The organism is Streptomyces sp. NPDC028289, from assembly GCF_055565975.1.
This window is the reverse complement of sequence record NZ_JBVHTI010000002.1, coordinates 387,956-413,362: the sequence shown is the minus strand read 5'-3', so window position 1 is coordinate 413,362 and position 25,407 is coordinate 387,956. Positions and strand designations below refer to the sequence as shown.

The following is a 25,407-nucleotide window of genomic DNA, read 5'->3' as shown; positions in this document are numbered from 1 at the left end:
CGGTGGCTCAGCGGCCGGTCGTCCCGGTGCCGACCGCCGGACGCGGCTGCGCCGCCGGGGCGGGCGGCGACGCGGAATCCTCCTGGGTCTCCGGGTCGTGGGCGCGGCGCTTGGCGATCACCGCGCACACCATGAGCTGCATCTGGTGGAAGAGCATCAGCGGCAGCACGGCCAGCGAGGCGTGGGACCCGAAGAGGACGCTGGCCATCGGCAGCCCGGAGGCGAGGGACTTCTTCGACCCGGCGAACTGGATGGCGATGCGGTCCCCGCGGCCGAAGCCGAGCGCCTTGGCGCCGTACCAGGTCAGCAGGAGCATCACGGCGAGCAGCACGGCCTCGACGGCGAGGAGCCCCGCCAGGCGGACCACGCTGACCTGGTGCCAGATGCCCCGGACCATGCCCTCGCTGAACGCGGTGTAGACGACGAGCAGGATGGAGCCGCGGTCGACCAGGCCGAGGATCTTCTTGTGCCGGGCGATGAAGTCGCCGACCCACCGGCGCAGCAGCTGCCCGGCGACGAACGGCACCAGCAGCTGGAGCACGATCTTCACGATCGAGTCGGCGGAGAACCCGCCCCCGCTGTTGCCGAGCAGCGCGGCGGCGAGCAACGGCGTGAGGACGATGCCGACCAGCGAGGAGAAGGAGCCGGCGCAGATCGCGGCCGGCACGTTGCCGCGCGCGATGGAGGTGAAGGCGATCGACGACTGGATGGTGGAGGGCACCAGGGTCAGGAACAGGAGGCCCTGGTAGAGCGGATGGGTGAGCAGGACCGGCACCAGCCCGCGAGCCGCGATGCCGAGCACCGGGAAGACCACGAAGGTGCAGACCAGGACCGTGACATGGAGCCGCCAGTGCCGCAGCCCGTCGACGGCCTCGCGGGTGGACAGGCGGGCGCCGTAGAGGAAGAACAGAAAGGCGATCGCGGCCGTGGAGGCACCGGAGGCCACGTCGGCGGCCGTGTCCCGGGCCGGAAGGAGCGCGGCGAGGCATACCGTCCCGAGCAACAGCAGGACGTACGGGTCGATCGGCATCCGACTGGGCCAGCTCAGGCGTTTCACGGTGCTCCACTTGCGGGTCGGTCAGGGGGTCGTGCCGGCCGGCACGGCCGGTTTCTCGCCGGGGCCGGAAGGGCCCCCTCCATCGTCCTCCTCCGGCACTTGATCGGGAATCCGGTATACCACTCTGACTGCCATCGCGTTTCGCGATAACATGGTCGAGTGTACGACCCTTCGCAGCTGCGCACCTTCCTGGCGGTGGCCCAGACACTCAGCTTCACCCAGGCCGCCCGACGGCTCGGGCTGCGCCAGTCCACGGTGAGCCAGCATGTGCGCCGTCTGGAGGACGCGGCCGGCCGTCAGCTGTTCTCCCGCGACACGCACTCCGTGGAGCTGACCGAGGACGGCGAGGCGATGCTCGGGTTCGCCCGCCGGATCCTGGAGGTGCACGAGCAGGCGGCGGCCTTCTTCACCGGCACCCGGGTCCGCGGCCGGCTCCGCTTCGGCGCCTCGGAGGACTTCGTCCTCACCCGGCTGCCGGAGATCCTGGAGGGCTTCCGCCACGACCACCCCGAGGTCGACCTCGAACTGACGGTGGAGCTCTCGGGCACCCTGCACGAGCAGCTGGCCGCCGGGAAGCTGGACCTGGTCCTGGCCAAGCGGCGCACCGAGGACCCGACGGGCGAGCTGGTCTGGCACGACGACCTGGTGTGGATCGGCGCGGAACGGCTCCGCCTGGACCCCGCCCGCCCGGTCCCGCTGATCGTCTACCCTCCGCCGGGCATCACCCGCGCACTGGCCCTGGAGGCGCTGGAGCGCCAGGGCCGCGACTGGCGCATCGTCTGCACGAGCGGCAGCCTCAACGGCCTGCTCGCGGCGGCCCAGGCCGGCCTGGGCGTGATGGCCCACTCGAAGGGCCTGATCCCCCCGGGCCTGTTCCGCGTCCCGGACCGGGCGGGCCTGCCGGAACTGGGCAAGGTCGACTTCGTCCTCGTACACGGCCCGAGGAGATCACCGGCACAGGCAGCAGCAGACGCCTTGGCGGCAGCAATCCTGGCAAGCGGAGCCCGCTTGAGACGCCCCTAGCCACAGCGCCCCGAAAGGGGCGCTGGGGGTACCCCCGGCCGAAGACTGGGCGAGGAACTGCGCGACCAGCCCCCACCGGCCGCCGGACTCACGACAACCTCTGATACGTAAGTTGCTTCACACGGCGCAAAAACGGCATGGCCTCCACATGCTGCACCCCCTCCAGCCGCCCCACCGGCCCGCTCAGGTACGCGTACAGATGCGCCGTGTCCCGCAGCACCGCCGTCACCACGACATGCGACGGCCCGGCGGTGGCCGCGGCGGAGGCCACCTCGTCATGGGCCGCCAGCGCCTCGCCCACGGAATGCATCGCGGCCGGCGTGGTGGTGATCCACAACACCGCGGACTTCGAGAATCCCAGCACCTCGGACCGGTACTCCACGTCGATGTACACCGCCCCGGACCCGATGAGCGCGGCCAGCCGCCGCTTCACCGAGGACTCGGACCGCCCTGTCGCCCGCTGCAGCTCCGGATACGTCGCCCGCCCGTCCCGCTCCAGCGCGGCGAGCAACGGCGCGTCCTCGGGCTCCAGCCGCGCGGGCCCCTCGGTCTCCGGCGGCGCCGGCCGCAGCGCCGCCGCCTGCTCCTCCGACAGCGCCCGGAACTTCCGCACCCACCCGGTCGGCCCCCCGTAGAACCGGTGCAGCAGTTGCTGCGCCCGGATCTCCACCACGCTCGGGGTCCGCGGCAGCTTGCCGAGCAGCAGGTCGTCGTGGTCGCCGGGACTGCGCGGCCGGGTCATGCAGACGATCTCCGTGCCGCCGGAGGCCAGTCCGATCCAGGCGGTGTCGGGGCGCTTGGCGAGCGCGTCGGCGATGACGGTGGCGCCGTCGGGCGCGCAGCGCAGCCGGAGCATCCACTGGTCCTGGCCGAGCCGCTCGGCGTCACGGACCGCGACGACCCGCAGCCCGGCCTCGGCGCACAGCCGCCGGTAGCGGCGGGCGATCGTCTGGTCGGAGACCCCGAGCACGGCCGCGATCCGGCTGAACGAGGCGCGGCCGTCGACCTCCAGCGCGCTGAGCAGTTGCACGTCCAACGGGTCCAGCGTGTCGGATTCCAGCTCCAGCATCCCTGAACCGTACTCGGACGGAGTGACGAAATCGGCCGCCCCGGCGCAGTCATCAGAGGGCAGTGCTGTGCCCGCACCTGACCGGCGGGTAACCGGCCGGGGGCCGTAATCGGGTGGTACAGATTCCGTGGAGATTACGGAGGCGGAACTTACTGAACCGTAAGGATTCTGTCCGGCCCTTCCCCATGTGGGCGTATTTTCCGGACGTGAACGCGGTCATACGAGAGCAATGCTCGTTTTCGCACCCCCTCCCGAACGGTCTTCCGGTGGGGTAGCTTTCACGGCGCTGTGCAGAGCGTCACTACTACCGTCACTGTGGAGCGAGGAGCGGGGAGCGGGGTTTGCGCGAGTTCACCAACCCGCCGTTGGCGTCGGCACCGCCGGTCGGCGGTCTGGCCGACAGCGTGTTCGAGCATGCCCAGACGGACCCGCTGCACGTCGCGCTTGGCCGCAAGGACGATCTCGGCCAGTGGCGTGACGTGACCGCCGCCGAGTTCCGCGACGAGGTCCTGGCCCTCGCCAAGGGGCTTCTCGCCCGTGGGATCCGCTTCGGCGACCGGGTCGCCATCATGTCCCGCACCCGCTACGAGTGGACGCTGTTCGACTTCGCGCTGTGGACCGTCGGCGCCCAGGTGGTGCCGGTCTACCCGACCTCGTCGGCGGAGCAGTGCTTCTGGATGCTGTACGACGCCGAGTGCACGGCGGCGATCGTGGAGCACGAGGACCACGCGATGACGATCGCCACCGTCATCGACCGGCTGCCGCAGCTGCGCCAGCTGTGGCAGCTCGACGAGGGCGCGGTGCAGGAGCTGTACGACGCGGGCGCGCACCTCGACGACGAGGTGGTGCACCGGCACCGGCAGGCGGTCACGCCCGACTCGGTGGCCACGATCATCTACACCTCGGGCACCACGGGGCGCCCGAAGGGCTGCGTCCTGTCGCACGGGAACTTCATGTACGAGGCGGACACGGTCGTCGCCCGCTGGGAGTCGGTGTTCCGGGCGAAGAAGGGCGAGGAGGTCTCCACCCTGCTCTTCCTGCCGCTCGCGCACGTCTTCGGCCGCATGGTGGAGGTGGCGGCGATCCGGCACGGGGTCCGCTTCGGCCACCAGCCGCAGCTGCACGCGGCCGCGCTCCTGCCCGACCTGGCCGCGTTCCGGCCGACGTTCATCCTCGCCGTGCCGTACATCTTCGAGAAGGTGTTCAACGCGGCGCGGCGCAAGGCGGAGAAGGACGGCAAGGGCGGGCCGTTCGAGAAGGCGGTGGAGATCGCGGTGAAGTACGCGGACGCCGTCGAGGCGAAGGCCTGGGGCACCGGTCCCGGCCCGTCGGCGTCGCTGCGCATGCAGCACCAGCTCTTCGACAAGCTCGTCTACGCCAAGGTGCGCACGGCGATGGGCGGCAGGATCCGCAACGCCATGTCCGGCGGCTCGGCCATGGACCGCCGGCTCGGCCTGTTCTTCGCCGGCGCGGGCGTGCAGATCTACGAGGGCTACGGCCTGACCGAGTCGACGGCGGCCGCCACCGCCAACCCGCCCGAGCGCACCCGGTACGGCACGGTCGGCCAGGCCATCCCGGGCACCACCGTACACATCGCGGACGACGGGGAGATCTGGCTGCACGGCGGCAACGTCTTCCAGGGCTACCTGAACAACCAGAAGGCCACCGACGCCACCCTGCACGACGGCTGGCTGGCCACCGGCGACCTGGGCTCCCTCGACGAGGACGGCTATCTGACGATCACCGGCCGCAAGAAGGAGATCCTGGTGACCTCCGGCGGCAAGAGCGTCTCCCCCGGTGTGCTGGAGGAGCGGGTGCGGGACCATCCGCTGGTCAACCAGTGCATCGTGGTCGGCAACGACCGCCCCTACATCGCCGCCCTGGTCACCCTCGACACCGAGGCGGTCGAGCACTGGCTGACCATGCGCGGCAAGCCCCAGATGTCCGCGGCCCAGCTGGTGCGCGACGCCGACCTGGAGACCGAGGTGCGGCGCGCGGTGGTGGCCGCCAACACCCTGGTCTCGCAGGCCGAGTCGATCCGTACGTTCCGTATCCTCGCCCAGCCGTTCACCGAGGAACACGGCTTGCTGACCCCGTCGTTGAAGCTCAAGCGCAAGGCGATCGAGAACGCCTACGCCAACGAGGTCGAGGCCCTGTACCGGGCCTGATGTCCCGTCAGCTGATACTGACCCGGAAGATCTTGTCGGATCCGTCCGGCTCGTTGCCGTTGTTGTCGCAGTTGGTGGTGGACAGCCACAGCTGGTCGGCGCCCGGCACCTTGGTCACGGTCCGCAGGCGTCCGTAGGTTCCCACGTAGTACGCCGTCGGGGTGCCGACGTTCTCGGTGTCGCCGTTGATCGGGATGCGCCAGAGCCGTTCGCCGCGCAGCGAGGCCATGTAGACGACGTTGCGGACGATGGCGATGCCGCTCGGGGACGCCTCGGAGACGTTCCAGGTGGCCTTGGGATTGGTCATCCCGGCGACCGAGCACGTGCCCTCACAGGTCGGCCAGCCGTAGTTGGCGCCCGGCTTGATCAGGTTCAGCTCGTCCTTGGAGCTGTTGCCGAACTCGGCTTCCCACAGGCGCCCGTTGCGGTCGAAGGCGAGGCCCTGCGGGTTGCGGTGGCCGAGGCTGTAGACGTAGTTGCCGAACGGGTTGCCGGGGGCCGGTTTCCCGTCGGTCGTCATCCGCAGGATCTTGCCGTTGAGGGAGTTCTTGTCCTGGGCGAGGTCGGGCGTCTGGGCCTCCCCGGTGGAGACGTAGAGGTAGCCGTCGGGCCCGAAGAGGAGCCGACCGCCGTTGTGGTAGCGGTTCTTCTTGATGCCCTGGAGGAGGATCTTGTAGTCGCTGAGCTTGGTGCCGTCGTAGGTCATGCGGACGACGCGGTTGCCCTCGTCCGCGGTGTGCATGAAGTAGACGTAGTGGTTCGTCTCCCACTTCGGGTCGACGGCGACACCGAGCAGTCCGCCTTCCCCGTTGGTGGTGACGGCGTTCGGGACGGTCCCGACCTGGGTCCGGGTGCCGTCCTTGGTCACCTTCCAGACGCGGAAGTCGTCCCGCTCGGTGACCAGCGCGGTCTTGCCGTCGGGCATCCAGTAGGTTCCCCAGGGGATGGTCCAGCCGCTGGAGAGCGTGGCGATGGAGGAAGGCGTACCGCCGTCGGTGGCGCAGGCCTTGGTGGTGAAGGTGACGGCGTTGCTCGGCTGGGAGACGTTCCCGGCCGCGTCCCGGGCGACCACGTCCAGGGTGTAGGGGCTGTCGCAGGCGAGGCCGGTGAGGGTGGTGGTCGTGCCGTCGGTGACCGTCTTGTAGACGGTGCTCCCGCTGCGGATGTCGTACGCGGTGACGGCCCGGTCGTCGGTGGACGCGCCCCAGCTGAGGTCGGCCGAGTTCGCGGTGATGCCGGTCGCGGACAGGGTGCCGGGGGTGGTGGGCGGCGTGCTGTCACTGCTCGGCTTGGTCGTGCAGTCGACGACGGGACTGGCCGGCGAGGTGTTGCCGGCCGCGTCGCGGGCGATGACGGTGAGGTCGTAGGTGGTGTTCGGGGCGAGCCCGGTGAGGGTCTTCGACGTCGAACTCCCGGGCGCCTCACCGATCTTGTTGCCGTGCTCGTAGAGGTCGTACGCCGTCACGCCCACGTTGTCCGTGGCCGCGCCCCAGGCGAGGGTGAGCGCGTCCTCGCCGATGTCGGAGCAGGAGGGCTGGCCGGGGCGGGTGGGGGCCTGGGTGTCGGCCGCCGTGCCGATGCTGACCTTGTCCAGGTTGGGGCCGCCGTTCGCGGTGGTGGCGGTGGCGCGGATCTTGTTGCTGCCCGCGGTCAGCGGGACGTTCACCGTCTTCGTCGCCCAGGTGTTCCAGTCGGAGGTGGCCGGGAAGGAGACGCCGGAGGCGACGACCGTGCCGTTGACGGAGATGTCCATCGGCCGGTCGGTGTCGGTGCCGTTGGCGAAGCGCACGGCGAGCGCGGAGGTGCCGGCGGTGGCCGCACTGACCGTGAACTCCACGTACGAGCCCTTGACGTTGGTGTAGTCGACGAAGCCGGTACCGGTGTACCCGGTGTGGTTGGTGGCGACGGTGCCCTGGGAGACCGTGGCGTCCTCGGCCTGGTAGTCGGTGGCCGCGAGGGCGGTGCCCTGGCTGAGGCCGGCCAGTGGCAGCGCGAGCGCCGCGGCCAGGCCGTAAGGCAGAACTCTCCGGAGATTCATGGCTGTTGTTCCCCTCAGCCCGTGTACTGGGCGAAGACCTTGAGATAGTCGTAGGGCTGCTGCGACACTCCGCTGCACGCGTCGCCGTCGCCGCCGGAGCCGCACGCCCGGTCGCGGTTGACGGACCAGTAGGTGAGGCGGCCGATGTGGTGCTGCTGGGCGTAGGCGAGCATGGTCTTGAAGTCGGCAACCCGGACGCGCTCACCGGAGTCGTCGGTCCTGCCGTTCATCGACGACAGCCCGATGTGCGCGTACGCGGTGGCGTCGCTGTAGCCGTACGCCGACTTCACCTGGGCCTTGAGCCCTTCCATGGCCTTGGTGGTGAGGCTGCCCATGGTGGTGGCACCGCCGCCGAAGTCGAACGGCATGATGCACCAGACGTCGTTCGCCAGACCGGAGTTCGCGGCCCGCCTGATCATGTCGACGCCGGTGGAGTCGGGACCGCTGCTGGTGGTGCCGAAGGTGATGACGGTCTTCAGACCGGGGTTGTTCGCCTTGACCGTCTTCAGCGCGTCCACGACCCGCTGGCGGACGGTGGCGTTGGACCACTCGGTGTTCTCGATGTCGATGTCGAGAGCCTTGAGCCTGTAGGCGTTGACGACCTTCTGGTACGCCCCGGCCAGGGCGCTCGCGCTGGAGCACTTCTCGCCGAGTTTGTTCCCGCTCCAGCCGCCCACGGAGACGATCACGTCGCCGCCGGCCGCCCGGATCGCGTTGATCTTCGACTGGTCGTCGCCGCCGGTGAGCGCACGGGAGCCGTCCCACTTGGGGTTGCAGGTGCCGTCGGAGAGCACGAAGGCGAGGGTGAACCACTTGACGCCGGTCGCCGACATCACCGAGGTCGGGTTCTGCGGGGAGCCCCAGCCGAGGTATTCGTAGGGGGCGACCGCGAAGCCCGGCGAGGCCGCCGCGGCGGTGAGGGAGCTGACCGGCTTGACGCGGATCAGCCGTGTCTCGCCGGGTCGCAGGGTCGCACTGTAGGTGCCGGCGACCGTGCCCTTGTGGGAACCGGACCACAGGTCGGTGACGTCACCGGAGCCGGAGAAGCCGACCTGGGACCAGTCGACGCTCACCGTGGCGTTGCCGGAGGTGCCGGTGTTGAAGAGGGCCACGGCGTACTGTCCGTCGGCCTCCTTCTTGCTCCAGACCTGCTTGACCCCGCTGTTCACGATCCGCTTCGCGGCCACCCCGTCCTGGTCGACGCCGATCAGCCGGTCGTTGGTGAGCATGGCCTTGTCGACGGTGTCGAGGTGGGTGAGGTCGGTGCCGAGCAGCAGGGGCGCGGCGGCCATCGCCCACAGGGTGAAGTGGGAGCGCCGCTGGTCGGCGGTGAGGCCCACCTGGTCGCCGTTGCCGATCTCCAGGGAGTCCAGGTCGTTCCAGCCGCCGGGGCCCGCGTACTGCTGCCAGTTGGCGGCCGTGTTGAAGCGGGCGGAGACGTGCGACCAGTCGGTGAGCGGATAGCCGCTGCCGTTGTCGCCGGGACCGCAGTAGCACTCGACGTCGCCCTGGGTGCGCCAGCTGTTGGCCAGGGACTTCCAGGTGGGGGCGTCGGCGATGGGAAGGTTGTTGGAGAGCGCGAAGTTGATGGGCCGTCCGCTGGCGCGCAGCGCCTTGGACCAGGCCTGGACGTCGGGGATGTCCTGGCTGCCCACTCCGTCGATCTTCAGGTAGTCGACACCCCAGGACGCGAACTGCCTGGCCCAGGAGTCGACGAACTCCTGGGCGCCCGGCTTGGAGTAGTCGATGTAGTACATGTTCTTGCAGTTGTAGTTCTTCTCGGTCTTCGAGGTGTCCGCGATGTCCTTCGCGTGGTACGACGTGCCCTCGATCGGGGTGTTCTTGGTGACGGCGTTCTTGGCGATGCCGGGTGTGACGTAGAAGCCGAACTTCAGGCCCTTGGCGTGGACGTAGTCGGCGACCGCCTTGATGCCGTCGGGGAACTTGGCGGGGTCGACCGCCCAGCGGCCGTAGGAGTCGACGGTGAAGCCGTTGGAGTCGCACTTCTGGTAGAAGTCGTCGAGGTTGACGTAGACGAAGCCGTGGTCCTTCAGTCCGCTCGCGACCAGGGCGTCGGCCTGGGCCTCGATCTTGGCCGCGGTGGGCTGGCGGCGGACATAGCTCCAGCTGCTCCAGCCCATGGCGGGCCGTACGGACAGTCCGTTGTCGGAGGCGGCGGCCGGGTGGGCGGTGCCCACGAGCGGCACCGCGGAGGCGGCCAGCAGTGCGGCGGCGGCCACCGTGAGGGCTCTGATCCGGGTCACGGGCGTACTCCGTTCGCGGGTGTCGCGTACGACGTGCCGATCCAGGCCTCGTCGATGCGCAGCCGCTGGTAGCGGGTGGTGTCGGTCGAGGCGGCCCAGGTGGAGTCCACCTCCACGCGGACGTAGCGGGCCGTGGCGGCGGTGAGGTCGATGCCCTGGATGCCGCGCCTGCTGGGCAGTTCGCCGCTCTTGACGGCGCTCCCCCAGGTGGTGCCGTCGTTGCTGAGGAAGATCTTGTACGCCTTGATCCGCGCCGACTGCTCGGTGTCCGAGCGGGCGTAGGCGACCGAGTCCTCGCGCTGGTTGAGCCCGATGTACTGCACCTTCTTGGCCGAGCCGAGGTCGAAGGTGAGGTTGACGGGCAGGGTCTTGTTGTTGTCCCAGTAGGTGAGGTAGTCGCCGTCCCCGGCGGCCGAGCCCGCGTGGCCGCTCGCCGCCGTGCTCGCGGTCACCTTGACGCCGGAGAGGATGCCCTGGCGGCCGGCCGTGGTGACCTTGAAGACGGTGTCGTACGGGTCCCAGTCGCCGAGCCCGGTCAGGGTGAGCACACCGCCGGACTGCGACCACGAAACCGCCTTGCCGGTGCGGAGGTTGGTGACGGAGGCGATCCGGTAGCCGTTGTCGCGGATCCGCAGGGTGCCGGTGGACGGCGGGGTCAGGACGTGGACGTACTGGCGGTTCGGGTCGTCCTTGGCGATCGTCGTCACGCCGTGGGCGCCGTCGTTCCAGAAGCCGGGTTTGAGGCCGCCGTACATGTAGCCGCCGCCCTCGGTGCCGTGCAGGGACTCCCAGATGGGACCCAGGTAGGAGTTGGCGAAGTTGTTGAAGGCCGCCTGGTTCGCCGGGAACTTGCCGTTGACCTGGGCGGTTTCGGCCATCAGCGCCTTCACCGAGGAGCCCGTGTTGGTGACGAGGCGGCCGAGGGTGAGCATCTTGTCGACGGACGGGTCGGAGCCGTCGTACCACCAGGCGCCGGTCGAGGGCAGCTTGAAGTCGGCCTCGGTCAGGCGGGGTTGGGCGGTGTAGACGGCCTGCGGGTAGTCGTAGGCCGGTGTCATCCCCGTCTTCTGCTCATTGCTGATCATGTCCATGATCGGCGTGTCCTCGTTGTTGTTGCTGAGCGTGTAGTTCGGGCGCTTCTCGTAGATCTGCTGGTAGAGGTCGTGGCTCTCCCAGTACGCGTTGTCGTTGTCGATCCAGAAGCCGCCGAGGTCGGGGTAGCGGTCCATGACCTCGAAGAAGTTGTCGTAACTGAACTGCCCGAAGCCGTCGTTGGTGGTCAGGTCGACGTTCTTGCCCTTGTAGGCGGAGTAGGCGGCCGAGTCGAGCCACTCGTGGCCGCCCTCGTCGTGCCACTGCGGGTCGTTGGTCATGTAGAGGATGACCTTCATGCCCTTGGCCTTGGCCGCGGTGATCAGTTCGCCGAGGAAGTCCCGCTTGGTGGAGCAGGAGCCGGGGATCTTCGAGGGCCAGGGGCGGGCGTAGCCGAGGCGGCTGTGGAAGGTGGCGAGGACGAGGTACTGGGTGTGCAGCTTCTGCGCCTCGTTCACCCAGTAGTCGGGGGTCCAGCCGCCGTTCGTGACGTCGTTCTCCCAGGCGGTGCAGCTGGTGTGTGCGGGCGCGGTGCGCTCGCCCCAGTGCAGGAAGAGCCCGCCGACGGAGTCGCGCAGGAAGTCCTGGCGGGGGTTCTCCAGGTCGAGCGGCCGTGCGGCCGCCGTGCAGTCCTGACCGCCGGAGACGCGGAGCGCGCCGCCGGAGCTGTTGTGACTGTCCGTCAGACAGGCTCCCGTGACGTCCTGGAGGCCGACGTCGTACGGGGAGTCGCTGCCCTTCTGGGCGGTGAAGCGGGTGAGGCGGAGGTCGCTCGCCGCGTTGGCGATGACCGCGGGACGGCCGTCGTTCGCGGCGAACTTCACGCTGCTGTCGGTGAACTGGACGTGGTCGGCGTTGTGCAGGTACCAGCCGTAGGCGGGCCGGGTGCCGATGGCCTTGGGGTTGTAGTCGTTCGGGTCGTTGCTCGGCACTCCGGTGGACATGGTGCCGGTGCCGCCGGGGACGGTGATGTTGACGTTGGTGAAGGTGACCCCGCTGATGCGGTGGCCGCTCTCGCCCCACAGGGTCGGGCTGAAGGAGGGGCTGTTGCCGGTGGCGGTGATGTTGTCGTACGTGACATCGCTGATCGATCCGACGCCGGGGCTGTTCCCGCAGCGTTTCCTCGTCCCGATCTTCTCCATGATCGGCGAATGGACATTCGTCATCGTGATGTCGCGGTAGTGGACGTCGGAGATCTTCGCGCCGTCCATGGAGACCATGCCGAGGCCGGACTTGTCGGCGCCCTCGATGCGGATGTTCTCGAACTGGTAGTCCGAGAAGTCGCCGCAGGTCTCGGAGCCGAACATCAGAGCGTTGCAGCACTTGGCGCCGAGCGTCGAACCACTCACCCGGACGTGCCCGTTGGGCAGCTTCGCGCCGAGCGCGTAGTCGCTCTTGAAGACCAGGGCGTCGTCGTTGGCGTGGATGGTGGCGTTGGTGATCGTGGCGTTCGTGGTGGAGATGACGTTCCAGCCGTCGCGGTCGCTCGCGGTGTCGATGGTCAGGTGGTCGGACGTCACGTCGGTGCAGCCGTTGACGAGGGCCGCGAAGTGGCCGCCGCGGCGGAGGGTGAGGCCGTCACCGATCCGGAGGCCGTCGCACCGGGTCAGCGAGATGATCTTGTCGGCCTCGCCGGTCTTCGGGTTGCCGGTGATCAGGTTGCCCGCGCCGTCGATGACGCCCTGGCCGACGAAGCCGATGTCGGTGAGCTTGTCGCCGTAGATCATCGCGTCGTGGAAGTGGCTGTGGCCGTAGTCCTGGTAGGCGTCGTACGGGTTGGACTCGGCCTTGTCGTAGGTGTCCGCGCTGGAGCCCTGGAGGGTGGCGCCCTTGTCGAGCTGGAGCGTCACATGGCTCTTCATGTGGATGGTGTTCTTGGACTTGTAGGTGCCGGCGGTGAAGCGGACGGTGCCGCCGCCCGCCGAGTTCGCGGCCGTGATGGCCTTGTCGACGGCAGGGCTGTCGTTGGTGGAGCCGTCGCCCTTGGCGCCGTAGTCACGCACGTCGTAGACGGCGCCGGCGCGTGGTGCGTCGGTCTGCGGGGCGGCGAGGGCCGCGGGACGGGAGAGGCCGAGGACGACGGCGAGGACGAAGAGGACGACGGCGGCAGCACTGTGCCGGCCGGCGGTGGGGGGTTTCATGGTGGCGGTTCCTCACACCTGTTGGTAGCCGCGGAGGTTGGTGAGCAGGAGATAGGTGTCCTGGAGCGAGCCCGAGGTGTCGCCGAGGGAGCGGTAGATGCCCCACTTCGGGCGGACCCGGTCGGCCAGGAAGGTGTCGACACCGGTCTTCGAGGCGTCGATCACCGTGGCGCCGCCGGACTTGAGGATCCAGCGGACCGAACCCGCCGAGCCGTTGCCGACCTTGATCTGGAAGTCGACGTCGGTCCAGGTGTCGTGCAGCGGGTCGAGGTCGGTGCGGCCGACGAGGATGTCGTCGATGGCGAGCCTCAGCTCGATGGTCTGCTTGCCGTTCACGCGTCGCAGCGACTGCACGACGATCGGCGAGGTGCCGGTGCCGGGCTGTTTCATCTGCATGATGTGGGTGAAGGTGGTGGTCGCCTTGAGCGAGCTCGGGATGTACATCGAGTAGGTGACCCGCCAGGTCTGGCCCTCGTTCCACTTGAGGTAGCTGCCGGCACCCGTGCGCAGGCCGGTGACCTCCTGGCGCTGGCGGTCGGTCGAGGTGTCGCGGTCGACCGTGTGCATGTTGAAGCGCCAGTTGTTCCCCGTGGCGTAGATGTGCGGCTGCCCGGCGGGGTGGGAGTCGGCGCGGTCGTCCTCGACGGTCTCGAAGGCGCCGAGGCCGTCACTGCTCGCCGACGGCTGCCACTTGAGCTGCCAGGACGCCGCGTGCGCGGTGGTCGCGGGCAGACCGACGGCGGCCGTGGCGGCTCCGGCGAGCGCGGCTCCGAGAACCACCCTTCTGGATGTTGTGCTCATGACACTAGTCACCTCGCAGTTGCTCGTTCATGATCAGGAAGGCCCCGAGGCCGTGGAAGTCGTTCACGGCCCGGGTGCGGCCGACGTAGTACGCGTAGTCGCCGACGTTGGTGCCGATCGAGATGTCGGCCAGGTCGGTACGGCCGTCCGCGCCGACGGACAGTTCGGCGAGGACGCCCTGGTAGCCGCGGCGGGCGACGTCCGCGTAGTGCGGGTCGAGGTAGTGCTGCTGGGCGCCGCGCGAGAGGGCGTAGGTGAACATGCTGGAGCAGGAGGTCTCGGTCCAGTTGTCGCTCCGGCCGCCCTTGTCGATCACCTGGAACCAGCGGCCGGTCGCCGGGTCCTGGTACTTCTCCAGACCGGCCGCCAACTTCTGGAGGATGCCGAGGAGTTGCGGGCGGCGAGGTTGGTTCGCCGGGATCGCGTCCAGCACGTTGACGATCGCCATCGCGTACCAGCCGACGGCCCGGCACCAGTGCTCGGGGGCAAGGCCGGTCTGCGGGTCCGCCCAACTCGCGCTCTTCGACTCGTCGTAGGCGTGTTTGAGCAGGCCGTTCGCGACCTGGAGGTGGCCGCCGTAGACGGCGAGCTGCTTGGCGGCCTCGTCGTCGGTGTACGCGCTGTCCCCGAACTCCCTGCCGTACTCGACGAGGAACGGGTTCACCATGTAGACGCCGTCCGCCCAGAGTTGATGGGCGCGGCTGGAGTTGTCCGCGTGCCAGAAGCCGCCGTCGCTCGTGCGCGGGTAGGTGTTCAGGCGGTCGCGGATCTTCTTGGCGGCCTTGCGGTAGCGGTCCTGGCCCGTCTCGTGGTGCAGGATCACCAGGAGCCGGCCCGCCTGCATGCTGTCCAGGCTGTTGAAGGACTGGTCGATGGAGCCGTCGCTCTTCACGAACCGGTCGACGTAGTTCTTGATGTAGGTGAGGTAACGGGGGTCGTGGGTGCGCCGGTAGGTGAGGTACTGGCCGTAGAGGTAGAGGCCGACCGGGTAGGACCAGCCGCCGATGGTGCTCGGGGTGTAGCGGGCCATGGTGGAGTCGACGACCGCGGTGGACCAGTCGGCGGCGGCCGGCCTGGTCGGGGCCGCGGCCGCGGCGAGGGCGGGCGGGGGTACGGCCGCGGGGAGCGCGACCAGGGGGGCGGTGGTGAGGGCGACGGCCGCGAGGGCGACTCGCAGGCGTTTCATGGTCCTCCTTCTGCAAGGGCTTCTCTGGGGGCGGCGGCCTCGGAGGTCCGCCGCAGGGGTACGAGGTGGTGGTCGGGGGCGTGGCGGCAGGCCGGGTCGGTGTTGCGGGCGTCTCCGGTGAGCGCGTACGCCTGGCAGCGGCAGCCGCCGAAGTCGGCGGTGCGCAGGGCGCAGCCGCGGCAGGGCTCGCGCATCCAGGACTCGCCCCGGTAGGCGTTGAAGGCCTTCGACTCCCGCCAGATCCAGGCGAGTCGACGGTCCCTGACGTTGGGCGGGTCGAGGCCGGGCAGGGTGGCCGCGGCCGGACAGGGCAGGACGGTGCCGTCGGGGGTGACGGTGAGCGAGATCCGGCCCCAGCCGCCCATGCAGGGTTTCGCCGTGCCGGTGAGGAGGTCGGGGGCGACCCAGACCAGCTCCGGTTCGTCCAGGCGCCGGCGCCACCGCAGGACCGTCTCGCGGGCCCGCTCGACCTGTCCGGGCAGCGGCAGCAGGGCGGCGCGGTTGCGGGCCGCCCAGCCGTGGTACTGGGTGTTGGCCAGCTCGATCCGGTCCGCGCCCCAGGCCACGCCGAGCGCGATCAGGTCCTCGACGGCGTCCAGGTTGCCCCGGTGCAGGACGACGTTCAGGCCGAAGGGCAGGCCCGCCGCCCGGATCAGCCGGGCCGCGCGCTCCTTGGCCGCGAACGAGCGGGCGCCCGCGATGCGTTCGGCGGCCGTCGGCTCCGCGTGCTGCACGGACAGCTGCACACCGCGCAGCCCGGCGCCGACCAGCCCCGCCAGCCGCCGCTCGCTCAGCCCGAGCCCGCTGGTGACGAGCTGGGTGTGCAGGCCGGCGGTGTCGGCGGCACCGACCAGCTCCGGCAGATCGCGTCTGAGCAGCGGCTCACCGCCGGACAGGTGGGTCTGGACGACGCCGAGCTCACCGGCCTCCCGGAACACCTCGGCCCACTGTCCGGTCCCCAGTTCCGCTGACCGACCGATCAGTCGGACGGGGTTGGAGCAGTAGCCGCAGCGCAGCGGACAGGCGTGCGTGAGCTCGGCGAGCAGCGCCCAGGGCGGCGCCGGTCCGTCCGGATCCGCAGTCGTCATCGCAGCCATCCCTCCTTCCGTAACGCCGTCAGGAACTCCGGGACCTCGGCCGCGACCGGGGCGCCCGGGAAGTCCTCGGCGAGTTCGGCGACGATCTCGGCCACCGCCCGGCTGCCGTCGCACAGCCGGAGCACGCCGCCCGCCCGGCCGTGCAGCACGACCACGCGCTCGGGCAGCAGCAACAGATCGGTGCCGCGGACCCGGTCGTGGCGCAGGACGACCGCGCGGGCGAGGACGGGCCGCCAGGTCACGGCCCGCAGCCGTCCGGGGCGTCGCCCCAGCCACCGGTGTCCCCGCGGTCGACGGCGTCGAGCAGCAACCACAGCACCTCGCACTTGTAGGCGAGCGCGCCGACCGCGCGTTGCTGCTCCTCCCGGGTGCGGGCCCAGGTCAGGACCAGCGCGAGGGCTTCCGCGCCGTCCCGGGCGCCCTGGTCGACGCGGGTGCGGAAGTAGCCGAGGCCGGCCGGGTCGATCCACGGGTAGTGGCGTTCGAAGGCGGCGATGCGGGTGCGCATGAGACCGGGTGCGGACAGTTCGGTGAGGGAGGCGGCGACCGCGTCCAGTACGGGGCGCAGGCGGCAGAAGGTGACGTACCCCTCGACCGCGAAGCGCACCCCGGGCAGCACCCGGGAGCTGTCCCACAGCTGTTCGCGGGGGACGCCGGCCGCCTCGCCGAGGCGCAGCCAGCGCTCGATGCCGCCCTCGCCCTCCGCGGTGCCGTCGTGGTCGCGGATGCGGCGCAGCCACGGACGACGCAGCTCGGGCCGGTCGAGTTTGGCGAGGATCAGGGCGTCCTTGACGGGGATGTGCCGCTGGTAGTGGAAGCGGTTGGCGATCCAGCGGCGCAGTTCGGCCGGGGTCAACTCACCCCGGTGCATACGCTGGTTGAAGGGGTGCCGGTCGTGGTAGCGGTCTGCGGTGACGGCGCGCAGACGTTCGGTGAACTCCGGGGCCGGCCAGGGTTCGGCGGCCGTCCCGGAGCCGACGGCGGTGACGGTCATGACGGCCCGCCCGGGGCGGATCAGCGGTCGCCGAGGGCGTAGCCGGTCACTTCCAGGGCGGTCTCCACGACCTGGTAACCAGGGCTTCGCCAGACCTTTTCATCCGATGTCTGCGGGGCGGCGGGTTCCGGCTGACGGTCTTCGGAGGTCGTCTCGTTCATGGCGTGGGTACCTGCTTTCCTGAGGTTGGGGGGTCTCAGAGTGCAGAGAGAGGTGTCTCTGTTCACAGGGATCGATCGGGAACCCCACAGGGATGTTCACATCTCTGCACCAGGTTCAGCGATACGTCCGACGTGCGCACCAGAGTCCCGGCAGAAACGGGCCGCGGTCAATGGTCCGGACCCATAACGTCGGATGCATTTCCGGCCAATCTCCGCCCGCGGCGGCTGACCCATCGGTCAGTTCCGGCAGATTCCGCGGTCAGGAATGCGTCGGGGCCGGTGATCGTTGACGATGGGAGTACCACCTGTCGACAACCTAAGGATCGAGAGCTCGTGAGCAGCAAGGTCCCCCCGAAAATCCTCAACAACGGCGTGGAGATGCCCCAGCTGGGCTTCGGCGTGTGGCAGGTGCCGGACGACGAGGCCGAGCGGGCCGTCGCCACGGCGCTGGAGGCCGGGTACCGCAGCATCGACACAGCGGCGATCTACGGCAACGAAGAGGGCACCGGCAAGGCGATCGCCGCGTCCGGCGTACCGCGCGAGCACATCTTCGTCACCACCAAGCTCTGGAACGCCGACCACGGGTACGACGCCACCCTGCGCGCCTTCGACGCGTCGCTGGCGAAGCTGGGTCTGGACTACCTGGACCTGTACCTCATCCACTGGCCGCTGCCGGGCCGGGGCAAGTACATCGACTCGTACAAGGCGTTCGAGAAGCTGCACGCCGACGGCCGTATCAAGGCGATCGGTGTCTCCAACTTCCTTCCGGAGCACCTGGAGCGGCTGATCGCGGAGACCTCGGTCATCCCGGCGGTCAACCAGATCGAGCTGCACCCGCATCTGCAGCAGCACGCGTCCCGGGAGTTCCACGAGGAGCAGGGCATCGCCACCGAGGCCTGGTCACCGCTCGGCCAGGGCAAGGGCCTCCTGGAGGTGCCGGCGATCATCGCGATCGCGCAGAAGCACAACCGCACTCCGGCCCAGATCGTGCTGCGCTGGCACATCCAGCTCGGCAACGTCGTGATCCCGAAGTCCGTGACCCCGTCCCGGATCAAGGAGAACATCCAGGTCTTCGACTTCAGCCTGGACACCGAGGACCTCGCGGCGATCAGCGCACTCAACGAGGACCGGCGCATCGGCCCGGACCCGGCCACCTTCGACGTGGGCTGAGCCGGAACCCGGCTCACGAGCGGCCGTTCCGTCGTCGACACGCCGGGGCGGCCGTTCGGGTTCCCCGACTCCCGTGCGGGGTGGGTCAGTCGGGGCGGACATCGGCGTGCAGGACCTCGAACTCCTCCAGGCCGACCACGGACACGCGCGCCTTGGCCGTGTCCGCGCGCCGCGCCTCGGCCTGGCCGGCACGCGAGGCGACCATCGACGCGCGGTCGACGAAGAGCGAGCCGACCATGCCCCGGCCCCGCTGCCGGTCGACGAACAGGGAGCACAGGGCGAAGCCGGGCAGCCCTTCCAGCCGGGGCACCGCCGAGGAGCGGAAGGTCTCGGCGAGCAGGTCCGTGTCGGCGGGGTCGAACTCCACCCGGGTGGAGCGCATACCGCCGCCCGTTCTCGGCTGTTGCACGGAGTGGAAGACGGCGACCTCGTAGTTCTCGACGGCGACGGTGCCCGCGAACGGTTCCAGCATCGGCCTGCGCCGCTCGCGCATCACCTGGTCGCTGTTGCGCCGGGCCGCCTCGGTGCCCCACCAGCTCACCGCGAACAGTTTGCCCAGCTCGCGGTCGATGAAGACGCCCGCGCCCCGGTACTCGGGACGTTCCGCGAGCAGTTCGCGCCCTTCGCTGTTCAGTGCCCTGACGGCCGCCTCGAGCTTCGCCGGATCGCCGGTGACGTACACCGTGCGTACGAACATGACCCCTCGCCTCCCAGGAGCCACTGGAGCCACCGCTCGACCTCCGCACGGCTCCTGCGCAAATATCCGGAATGTCCTGCCACACCAGTGTTCCGCGGGGCCCATATCACCGCAATGCGCGAGAAATCACCGAGTTGACATCCAGGGGTTGACGCGGACATGCAGCCGGGTCCACCTTGTACGACACCCGGTCAGGAAACTTTCCTAACAGAAGGGGACCCCCCACAGTGCGCATCCGAACACTGACCCTCGCCGCGGCCTCCGGGGCCGCGCTGCTCGCCGCCGGAGTCCTGCCCGCGAGCGCGTCCGGCGCCGTCGCACCGAAGTCCGCCCAGGAGGGCTCGGTCAGCGCGGCGGACCTGCTCGCCAAGGTGACGTCCTGTTCCCAGATCTCCAGCGGCAAGTACAAGACCGACGACGAGACGTCGGCGACGATTCCCGTGTGCGGCAAGAACGGCGCGGTCTTCTGGAAGGCCGACATGGACATCGACTGCGACGGGCAGCGGACCACCAACTGCAACGAGGACCGCGACCCCTGGTACCAGGACGACACCGCGTTCCACCAGTCCGACGGCAAGCCGCTCAAGGCCGAGTCGCTGCCGTACATCGTGGTTCCCAGCTCCAGCAGCATCTGGAACTACTCCAGCGCCGGCATCAAGGGCGGCGGTGTGGTCGCCGTCATCTACAACAACAAGGTCGAGTACGCGGTGGTCGGCGACACCGGCCCCACGAAGATCATCGGCGAGGCCTCGTACGCCACCGCCAAGGCGCTCGGCATCGACCCGGACCCCGCGACCGGCGGCGCCGACTCCGGCGTCACCTACATCCTGTTCAAGAACTCCAAGGTGTCCCCCATAGAGAGTCACAGCGCGGCGGTGACCCTCGGCGACCAGCTGGCCAAGCAGTTCCTCGCCAACAACTGACGCCCAGGCGCTGTCGCGGCGCCACCGGCCCGGGGAGGGCGGACGGCCCGGTACCGCACGGTACCGGGCCGTTCCTGCTAGGCGGGCCGTACCGCGGTGTGCACCGTGCGGACGCCGAGGACGAACAGGTCGGACCTGCGGTGCAGGCTCGCCGGGTCGGCCGGGTCGAGGAGGCGGTCCAGGGTGGCGCGGTCGTCGGCGTGGAGTTCGTCGGTGAGGGTGTCGCGGAAGCGGGAGAAGATCTCGACGGCGTAGGCGCGGGCCCGGTCGGAGGGGGGAGCGGGCAGGTCGATCAGGAAGCTGCGGGTACGGGCGTACTTGAGGCCGGCGGAGGACAGCAGCGTCGGCCAGTCCTCGGTCTCGGCGACCGAGCCGGGCAGTTCGGCGCGCATCTGCGCGAACCACTCCTCCTGCAGCGCGTCCAGCCGCGCCTGGAGCCCGGGGCGGCCGATGCCGATGTCGCGGGGCAGGAAGCGGCCGGGCAGGCCCCCTTCGAGGATGGCCAGCGTGCCGCCGGGCGCCAGCCGCTCGGCGAAGGCGGTGAGGGCGGCCCGCTGGTCGCCGAGGTGGTGCAGACTGTGCCCGGCCCACAGGAGATCCGCCGGGTAGTCCAACTGGTCCAGTACGGCAGGCAGTTCACCGGCGAGCACGCCGAAGCGGTCGGCCACGCCCAGCCGCTCGGCGCGGGCGCGGGCCCGCTCCAGGAGCGGCTCGCTGCCGTCCACGGCGAGCACCCGGGCGCCCGGGAAGACCTCGGCGAACAGACACGACACCACCCCGGGCCCGCTGCCCAGGTCGACGATCAGCCCCGGCTCGGTGACCTCCTTGCCGAGCCAGCTCAGCGCGCTCTCGTACAGGGGCGCGAAGAGCTCCGCCTGCGACTCCAGGTGACCGGCCATCTCGGCCCAGTCGATGTCGGTAGTGGAGTGGGCGTGGTCGTGGGAGTGGGTGAGGGCGTGCTTGTGGGTGTCCGTGTGGTGGTGGTCATGCGCCATGGGGTCAGCCTCTCGTCCGGATGCCGCCAGAGTGCGACGGCGCACCGCCCGGGGGCCAGTCCTGTTGCCGGTGCGGCAAAAAACCGGATGCGGACGGCAAGGCGGACGGTCCACGATGACCTCGTGGACGACGACCTCGTGGAACGCTTCCTGACCGACGGCTTCGTGAAGATCGAGGGCGCCTTCCCACCGCGCGTCGCCGAGGACTGCGCCCGGCTGCTGTGGCGGGAGACGGGGTACGACCCGGAGACCCCGGACGGCTGGAAGGACCCCGTGGTGTGGGTGGGCGGCATGGCTCAGGGCCCGTTCGCGGCCGCGGCCAACTCCGTGTCACTGCACAGGGCGTTCGATCTGCTGGTCGGCGAGGGGCGTTGGGTCCCCCGGTATTCGCTGGGGAGCTTTCCGCTCCGGTTCCCGCACCCGGAGGAGCCGGACGACGCCGGGTGGCACATAGAGGGCAGCTACCTCCCGGACGGCGTCGAGACCCGCTGGTACTACACGAACCTGCGCTCCCGCGACCGCGCGCTGCTGATGCTGTTCCTCTTCTCCGAGGTGACCGAACAGGACGCGCCCACCCGGATCAGGGTCGGCTCGCACCTCGACATCCCGGCGGTCCTGGAACCGTACGGCGAGGCCGGCGTCTCGATGATGGACATCGCCCCGCAGGTCGTCGAGGCCTCCGCGCACCGCCCGCTCGCGTACGCCACCGGCCGCCCCGGCGACGTCTACCTCTGCCACCCCTTCCTGGTGCACGCGGCCCAGCCCCACCACGGCACCCGCCCCCGTTTCATGGCCCAGCCGCCCTTGATGCCGGCCGTCCCTTACGAACTGGAGCGGGCGGACGGCGACTACTCGGCGGTGGAGCACACCATCCGCCTGGGGCTGCCGCGCACGGGATGACTGCGGCGAACCCCAGCGCCCCAAGGGGCGCTGGGGGTACCCCCGGCCGAAGGCTGGGGGAGGAACTGCGCGACCAGCCGCATACGGCCCGCGGCCTCGATCTCGCCTCAGCCGACGGGCCTACAGCGGCGGGTACGCGTTGGCCATCAGCTGCTGGAACTGCGCGGAGAACCAGTGCCCCGACAGCGGAGCGTTCGGCAGGGCGCCCGACATGTTGTTGCCGTTGCGCGCATTGCCCGTGTACGTCGGGTCGCACATCTGGTCGAAGCCCTTCCCCTCGTCGTTCGGGATGGCGCTGCTGGAGCCGTCGGACTCACCCGGAGGCTTCATCCAGACGTAGGCGTCGATCCCGGCGGCCGGGCTGGCCTGCGGGCGCTCGCCGAGGCCGGCTCCGGCCTGGTTGCACCAGTTGCCGACGTGGATCCGGCGGTCGTAGCGGCCGCCGTCGACGTACGTGTCCACGCTGGTCGTCGCGCCGGGACCGGTCGGCCGCGCGCTGCCGCCCCAGCCGTTGCGGGAGGTGTCGATCAGCATGCCGATGCCGGAGTTGAAGCCGACCGAGACCAGTTCGGTGCGGAAGGCCTGGGCGAAGGACAGCTCGTCGACGTAGCGGTTCCAGTCGACCCACTTGGACTGGCGGACGGAGGTGCCGTTCACCGTGTCGTTGATGGTGAAGTTGTTCTCTTTCAGGGCGCTGTAGTTGGCCGTGTTGGTGATGAAGCCCTGCACGTCGTCGACGGTCGCGCCCTCGCTGGTGGCCGCCTGTTTGAAGAGGTTGGCCGCCGGGGCGAAGTTGTCGTCCCAGCCGAGCCAGCCGTGGTGCCCGGCGTCGAGGTAGTTGTAGACGTTGGGGATCGCACCGAGCTTGGCCAGCGCGTAGCCGACGCCCTTCACGTAGTTGCCGTTGGCGAGCATCGTGTCGCAGTTGGCGGTGGCGGTGGCCCGGCTGCCGGTGTTGGTGACCAGGTTGGGCAGCGAGTCGATCTCGATGGTGGTGACGATCCGCAGCGAGGCGTACTTGCTGTCGGAGAGGATCGCCGCGATCGGGTCGATGAACTGCGTCTTGTACTTGTCGATCTCCGTCGGGCCGAGCTCGCCGTTGGAGGCGAGGGCCGCGCAGTCGCGCCCGGGCAGGTCGTAGATGACCAGCTGGACGACTTCCTCGCCGCTGCCCTTCTGGGCGAGCGCCGCGTCGAGATGGGCACGCAGCCCCATGCTGCTGCTGGTTCCGTTGATCGCGGCGATGCGGTCGAGCCAGACGCCGGTGGGCTGGTTCGAGACGCGGGTGCCACCGGGTTCGGCGGCGGCCTTCGCGGACCACTCCGGGTTCACGTACACCTTGGCGCCGGAGTACGGGTTGTCGACGCGGGTACCGGAGCCGCCGCCGTTGCCACCCCCGCCACCACCGCTGCCGGTGCCGTCGTCGACGTTGCAGGTCACGCCGTCGAGGGTGAAGGAGGCCGGAATCGCGTTCGTGCCGCTGTAGGTCCCGTTGAACCCGAAGCTGACCGAACCGCCCGTCGCCAGCGCGCCGTTGTAGGACTCGTTGTTGGCGGTGACGGCGGTGCCGCTCTGGGTGAGTTTGGTGTTCCAGTAGCTGCTCACCTGCTGGTTTCCGGCGTACGACCACTTCACCGACCAACTCGACTTCGCCGCCGAGTTGTTGGTGACCGTGACGGCGGCGGTGAAGCCGGAGCCCCAGTCGTTCTGGATCTTGTAGTCGACGGTGCAGGGAATCGCGGAGATCGCCGCCTCCGCGGCCGGGGTCACGGCGACCGCCGGCCCGGACACCCCGGCGACGAGCGCCAGGGCGGCGAGAACCGCTGTTCTGGTACGACTCATGAGTGCGGGTTCCTTCTTCTTCGGTGGAGGTGCTTCTTCGGTGGAGGTGCTTCTTCGGTGGAGGTGGTTACGGGTTGATGGCCCGCAGGTGGTCGCGCAGTCCGACGCCGTACGCCGTGGGCGTACCGCTGTAGTCGGAGATCAGAGAGGGGCCGGAGGAGCAGTCCCAGGTGTTCCAGGTCCAGCCCAGGTAGGAGAGGCCCCGGTCGTCGAACCACTTCATGACCTGGTCGACGAACGCGTGCGAGCAGGTGTTCTCGCCGATCTCGCCGGCGACCAGCGGAACCTGGGCCGCGACCGGGGCGAGGGTGGAGTTCCAGCAGCTCTCACTGGCGCAGGTGTTGAAGTTGTAGCCGTGGTAGGCGGCGACGAGGTTGCCGGCCGGGTCGGTGGGCTTGTACGTCAGCCACTGGCTGAGGTCGTTGGAGTACGCGAGCCCGCCGATCATGATGACGTTCCTGGCGCCGGCGCCCCGGATGCCGTCCACCAGGTCCTGCATCCCGGCGACCTCGTAGCCGATGCCCGGGCAGGTGCCGCCGTCCCGCCAGCACTGCCAGGCCTGGGTGGCCGTCGAGGTCGCCCGGTCCGGGTAGGGCTCGTTGAACAGGTCGAAGACGGCCGCCTGGTCGTCCTTGAAGGTGCCGGCCACCGAGGACCAGAAGGACGGGCTGTACTGCGCGTCCGGCATCGGTTTCTGGCAGGTGGCGTGCACGTCGGAGCAGCCGGCCGAGTTTCCGGTGTACTGCCCGTAGGACCAGTGGAGATCGAGGATCGGCGTGAGGCCGTACGACTCGACCCGGGCCACCAGGTCCTTCACCGCGTTGATGTAGTTGGCGCCCGCGTACTCGGGTTTGACGTTGGACAGGCCGAGCCAGCACTCCTCGTTGAGCGGGATGCGGACGGCATCGGCCTTCCAGTCGGCGATCGCCTTGATCGCCGCGTCGTCCACCGGGCCGTCCCAGATGCCGTAGCCCTGCACGCACATGAACTCGCCGCCGGAGCGGTTCACGCCGAGGAGGCGGTGGGCCGTGCCGGCGGCGTCCACGAGCTTGGTCCCGGAGACGTGCAGGGCCGGGGCCGACCCGGTGGCGGGCGGCTCGGTCGGCGTCGGGGTCGGCGTGGGTTCGGAGGCGACGTTGCACGTCGTGCCGTTGAGCCTGAACGCCGTCGGTTCGGCGTTGCTCCCCGACCAGGAGCCGAGGAACCCGGTGCTGACGCTTGCGCCGGTGGCGAGGGAGCCGTTCCAGCTCTCGTTGACGGCGGTGACCGTCGTACCGGACTGGGACCACTTGGCGTTCCAGCCCTGGGTGACCTTCTGGCCGTTCGCGAAGTCGAAGCCCAGGCTCCAACTGCTCATGGAGGCCATGTTGTTGGTGATGGTCACGGAGCCCTGGAAACCGGTGTCCCACTGGCTGGTGACCGCGTACTGCACGGTGCAGACCGGCGTCGCACCGGACGCCGACACCACCGGCACCAGTGCGGCCCCGACGAGGGCGACCGCACCGGTGACGGCTAAAAGAACTGAACGCGGGGGGTGTCGCATGAGCGACTCCTTGCAGCTCGGGCGCGTCGTGACGGACGCGTCGACTGAACGGAATCGCTCCCACTGGTGCGAAGGAAGGTAGCGCCAAGTGCGGGCAAAGAACAGGGGCGTTGCTTGACTTTCCTCAGCGGGGTCCGTCGAATCTTTTCGACTCTTCAACGGCCTTGACCGCACCATGCCACGTCTCCACTATGGGAGCGCTCCCACTGGTTCAAGCCTTGACTTCTCCCCGAGCCGCAAGCGCAA

General features: G+C 69.6%; 20 protein-coding genes. 5 read left to right on the top strand and 15 right to left on the bottom strand.

The window, feature by feature from the left end; all coding sequences use genetic code 11:
- Positions 1-7 precede the first annotated feature (7 nt).
- Positions 8-1,030 carry a bile acid:sodium symporter family protein gene (locus ACZ4UV_RS09785; RefSeq protein ID WP_451020183.1) on the bottom strand — a complete coding sequence of 341 codons (1,023 nt, stop codon included), beginning with the start codon at positions 1,028-1,030 and terminating at the stop codon, positions 8-10.
- 186 nt (positions 1,031-1,216) lie between these two features.
- Here ACZ4UV_RS09785 and ACZ4UV_RS09780 point away from each other — a divergent pair, with 186 nt between their 5' ends.
- A complete protein-coding gene (locus tag ACZ4UV_RS09780) occupies positions 1,217-2,080 on the top strand; it encodes a LysR substrate-binding domain-containing protein (RefSeq protein WP_451020178.1) in 864 nt (287 codons plus the stop codon).
- 88 nt (positions 2,081-2,168) lie between these two features.
- Here the strand turns inward: ACZ4UV_RS09780 and ACZ4UV_RS09775 are convergent, their stop codons facing one another.
- Positions 2,169-3,149, bottom strand: a complete 981-nt coding sequence (locus ACZ4UV_RS09775) for an Lrp/AsnC family transcriptional regulator (RefSeq protein WP_467837169.1) — start codon at positions 3,147-3,149, stop codon at positions 2,169-2,171.
- A 341-nt stretch (positions 3,150-3,490) separates the two neighbouring features.
- Between ACZ4UV_RS09775 and ACZ4UV_RS09770 the strand changes: the two genes are divergently transcribed.
- Positions 3,491-5,317, top strand: coding sequence for an AMP-dependent synthetase/ligase (locus ACZ4UV_RS09770; protein WP_451020176.1), 1,827 nt, complete (start codon positions 3,491-3,493; stop codon positions 5,315-5,317).
- Between the two features lie 7 nt (positions 5,318-5,324).
- Here ACZ4UV_RS09770 and ACZ4UV_RS09765 read toward each other — a convergent pair whose 3' ends face one another.
- The 9 genes from ACZ4UV_RS09765 to ACZ4UV_RS09725 are packed head-to-tail and all read right to left on the bottom strand — an operon-like array spanning position 5,325 to position 17,091.
- The gene (locus tag ACZ4UV_RS09765; RefSeq protein ID WP_451020175.1) at positions 5,325-7,355 is read right to left on the bottom strand and encodes a PQQ-dependent sugar dehydrogenase; all 2,031 of its coding nucleotides are present in this window, start codon (positions 7,353-7,355) and stop codon (positions 5,325-5,327) included.
- A 14-nt stretch (positions 7,356-7,369) separates the two neighbouring features.
- Positions 7,370-9,619, bottom strand: coding sequence for an alpha-galactosidase (locus tag ACZ4UV_RS09760; RefSeq protein WP_467837165.1), 2,250 nt, complete (start codon positions 9,617-9,619; stop codon positions 7,370-7,372).
- Positions 9,616-12,852 carry a glycosyl hydrolase family 28 protein gene (locus ACZ4UV_RS09755; RefSeq protein WP_451020173.1) on the bottom strand — a complete coding sequence of 1,079 codons (3,237 nt, stop codon included), beginning with the start codon at positions 12,850-12,852 and terminating at the stop codon, positions 9,616-9,618. The genes ACZ4UV_RS09760 and ACZ4UV_RS09755 overlap by 4 nt, the downstream gene beginning before the upstream one ends.
- Before the next feature lie 12 nt (positions 12,853-12,864).
- The gene (locus ACZ4UV_RS09750) at positions 12,865-13,653 is read right to left on the bottom strand and encodes a polysaccharide lyase family protein (RefSeq protein WP_451020172.1); all 789 of its coding nucleotides are present in this window, start codon (positions 13,651-13,653) and stop codon (positions 12,865-12,867) included.
- Positions 13,654-13,657: 4 nt separating this feature from the next.
- The gene (locus ACZ4UV_RS09745) at positions 13,658-14,839 is read right to left on the bottom strand and encodes a glycoside hydrolase family 88/105 protein (protein WP_467837161.1); all 1,182 of its coding nucleotides are present in this window, start codon (positions 14,837-14,839) and stop codon (positions 13,658-13,660) included.
- The gene (gene pqqE, locus ACZ4UV_RS09740; protein WP_390034382.1) at positions 14,836-15,936 is read right to left on the bottom strand and encodes a pyrroloquinoline quinone biosynthesis protein PqqE; all 1,101 of its coding nucleotides are present in this window, start codon (positions 15,934-15,936) and stop codon (positions 14,836-14,838) included. The genes ACZ4UV_RS09745 and pqqE overlap by 4 nt, the downstream gene beginning before the upstream one ends.
- Positions 15,924-16,178 (bottom strand): pyrroloquinoline quinone biosynthesis peptide chaperone PqqD, encoded by a 255-nt coding sequence (gene pqqD / locus ACZ4UV_RS09735; protein WP_451022554.1) that lies wholly within the window; start codon positions 16,176-16,178, stop codon positions 15,924-15,926. The genes pqqE and pqqD overlap by 13 nt, the downstream gene beginning before the upstream one ends.
- Positions 16,175-16,930 carry a pyrroloquinoline-quinone synthase PqqC gene (pqqC, locus tag ACZ4UV_RS09730; RefSeq protein ID WP_451022555.1) on the bottom strand — a complete coding sequence of 252 codons (756 nt, stop codon included), beginning with the start codon at positions 16,928-16,930 and terminating at the stop codon, positions 16,175-16,177. The genes pqqD and pqqC overlap by 4 nt, the downstream gene beginning before the upstream one ends.
- A gap of 20 nt (positions 16,931-16,950) precedes the next feature.
- Complete coding sequence (locus ACZ4UV_RS09725) at positions 16,951-17,091, bottom strand: pyrroloquinoline quinone precursor peptide PqqA (protein ID WP_351500046.1); 141 nt, start codon at positions 17,089-17,091, stop codon at positions 16,951-16,953.
- A 333-nt stretch (positions 17,092-17,424) separates the two neighbouring features.
- Between ACZ4UV_RS09725 and ACZ4UV_RS09720 the strand changes: the two genes are divergently transcribed.
- Positions 17,425-18,261 (top strand): aldo/keto reductase, encoded by an 837-nt coding sequence (locus ACZ4UV_RS09720; RefSeq protein WP_390034384.1) that lies wholly within the window; start codon positions 17,425-17,427, stop codon positions 18,259-18,261.
- A gap of 85 nt (positions 18,262-18,346) precedes the next feature.
- Here the strand turns inward: ACZ4UV_RS09720 and ACZ4UV_RS09715 are convergent, their stop codons facing one another.
- Complete coding sequence (locus ACZ4UV_RS09715) at positions 18,347-18,958, bottom strand: hypothetical protein (protein ID WP_390034385.1); 612 nt, start codon at positions 18,956-18,958, stop codon at positions 18,347-18,349.
- Between the two features lie 227 nt (positions 18,959-19,185).
- Here ACZ4UV_RS09715 and ACZ4UV_RS09710 point away from each other — a divergent pair, with 227 nt between their 5' ends.
- Positions 19,186-19,881 (top strand): glycoside hydrolase family 75 protein, encoded by a 696-nt coding sequence (locus ACZ4UV_RS09710; protein WP_451022556.1) that lies wholly within the window; start codon positions 19,186-19,188, stop codon positions 19,879-19,881.
- Positions 19,882-19,958: 77 nt separating this feature from the next.
- Here the strand turns inward: ACZ4UV_RS09710 and ACZ4UV_RS09705 are convergent, their stop codons facing one another.
- On the bottom strand, positions 19,959-20,876 hold the full coding sequence (locus ACZ4UV_RS09705; RefSeq protein ID WP_451022557.1) for a class I SAM-dependent methyltransferase: 918 nt from the start codon (positions 20,874-20,876) through the stop codon (positions 19,959-19,961).
- 87 nt (positions 20,877-20,963) lie between these two features.
- On the opposite strand from ACZ4UV_RS09705, the gene ACZ4UV_RS09700 reads away from it, so the two are divergent.
- The gene (locus tag ACZ4UV_RS09700) at positions 20,964-21,776 is read left to right on the top strand and encodes a phytanoyl-CoA dioxygenase family protein (protein ID WP_467837155.1); all 813 of its coding nucleotides are present in this window, start codon (positions 20,964-20,966) and stop codon (positions 21,774-21,776) included.
- A 120-nt stretch (positions 21,777-21,896) separates the two neighbouring features.
- On the opposite strand, the gene ACZ4UV_RS09695 is transcribed toward ACZ4UV_RS09700, so the two are convergent.
- Positions 21,897-23,618, bottom strand: coding sequence for a glycoside hydrolase family 6 protein (locus ACZ4UV_RS09695; RefSeq protein WP_467837153.1), 1,722 nt, complete (start codon positions 23,616-23,618; stop codon positions 21,897-21,899).
- A 67-nt stretch (positions 23,619-23,685) separates the two neighbouring features.
- Positions 23,686-25,161 (bottom strand): cellulose binding domain-containing protein, encoded by a 1,476-nt coding sequence (locus ACZ4UV_RS09690; RefSeq protein WP_467837150.1) that lies wholly within the window; start codon positions 25,159-25,161, stop codon positions 23,686-23,688.
- Positions 25,162-25,407: the final 246 nt, after the last annotated feature.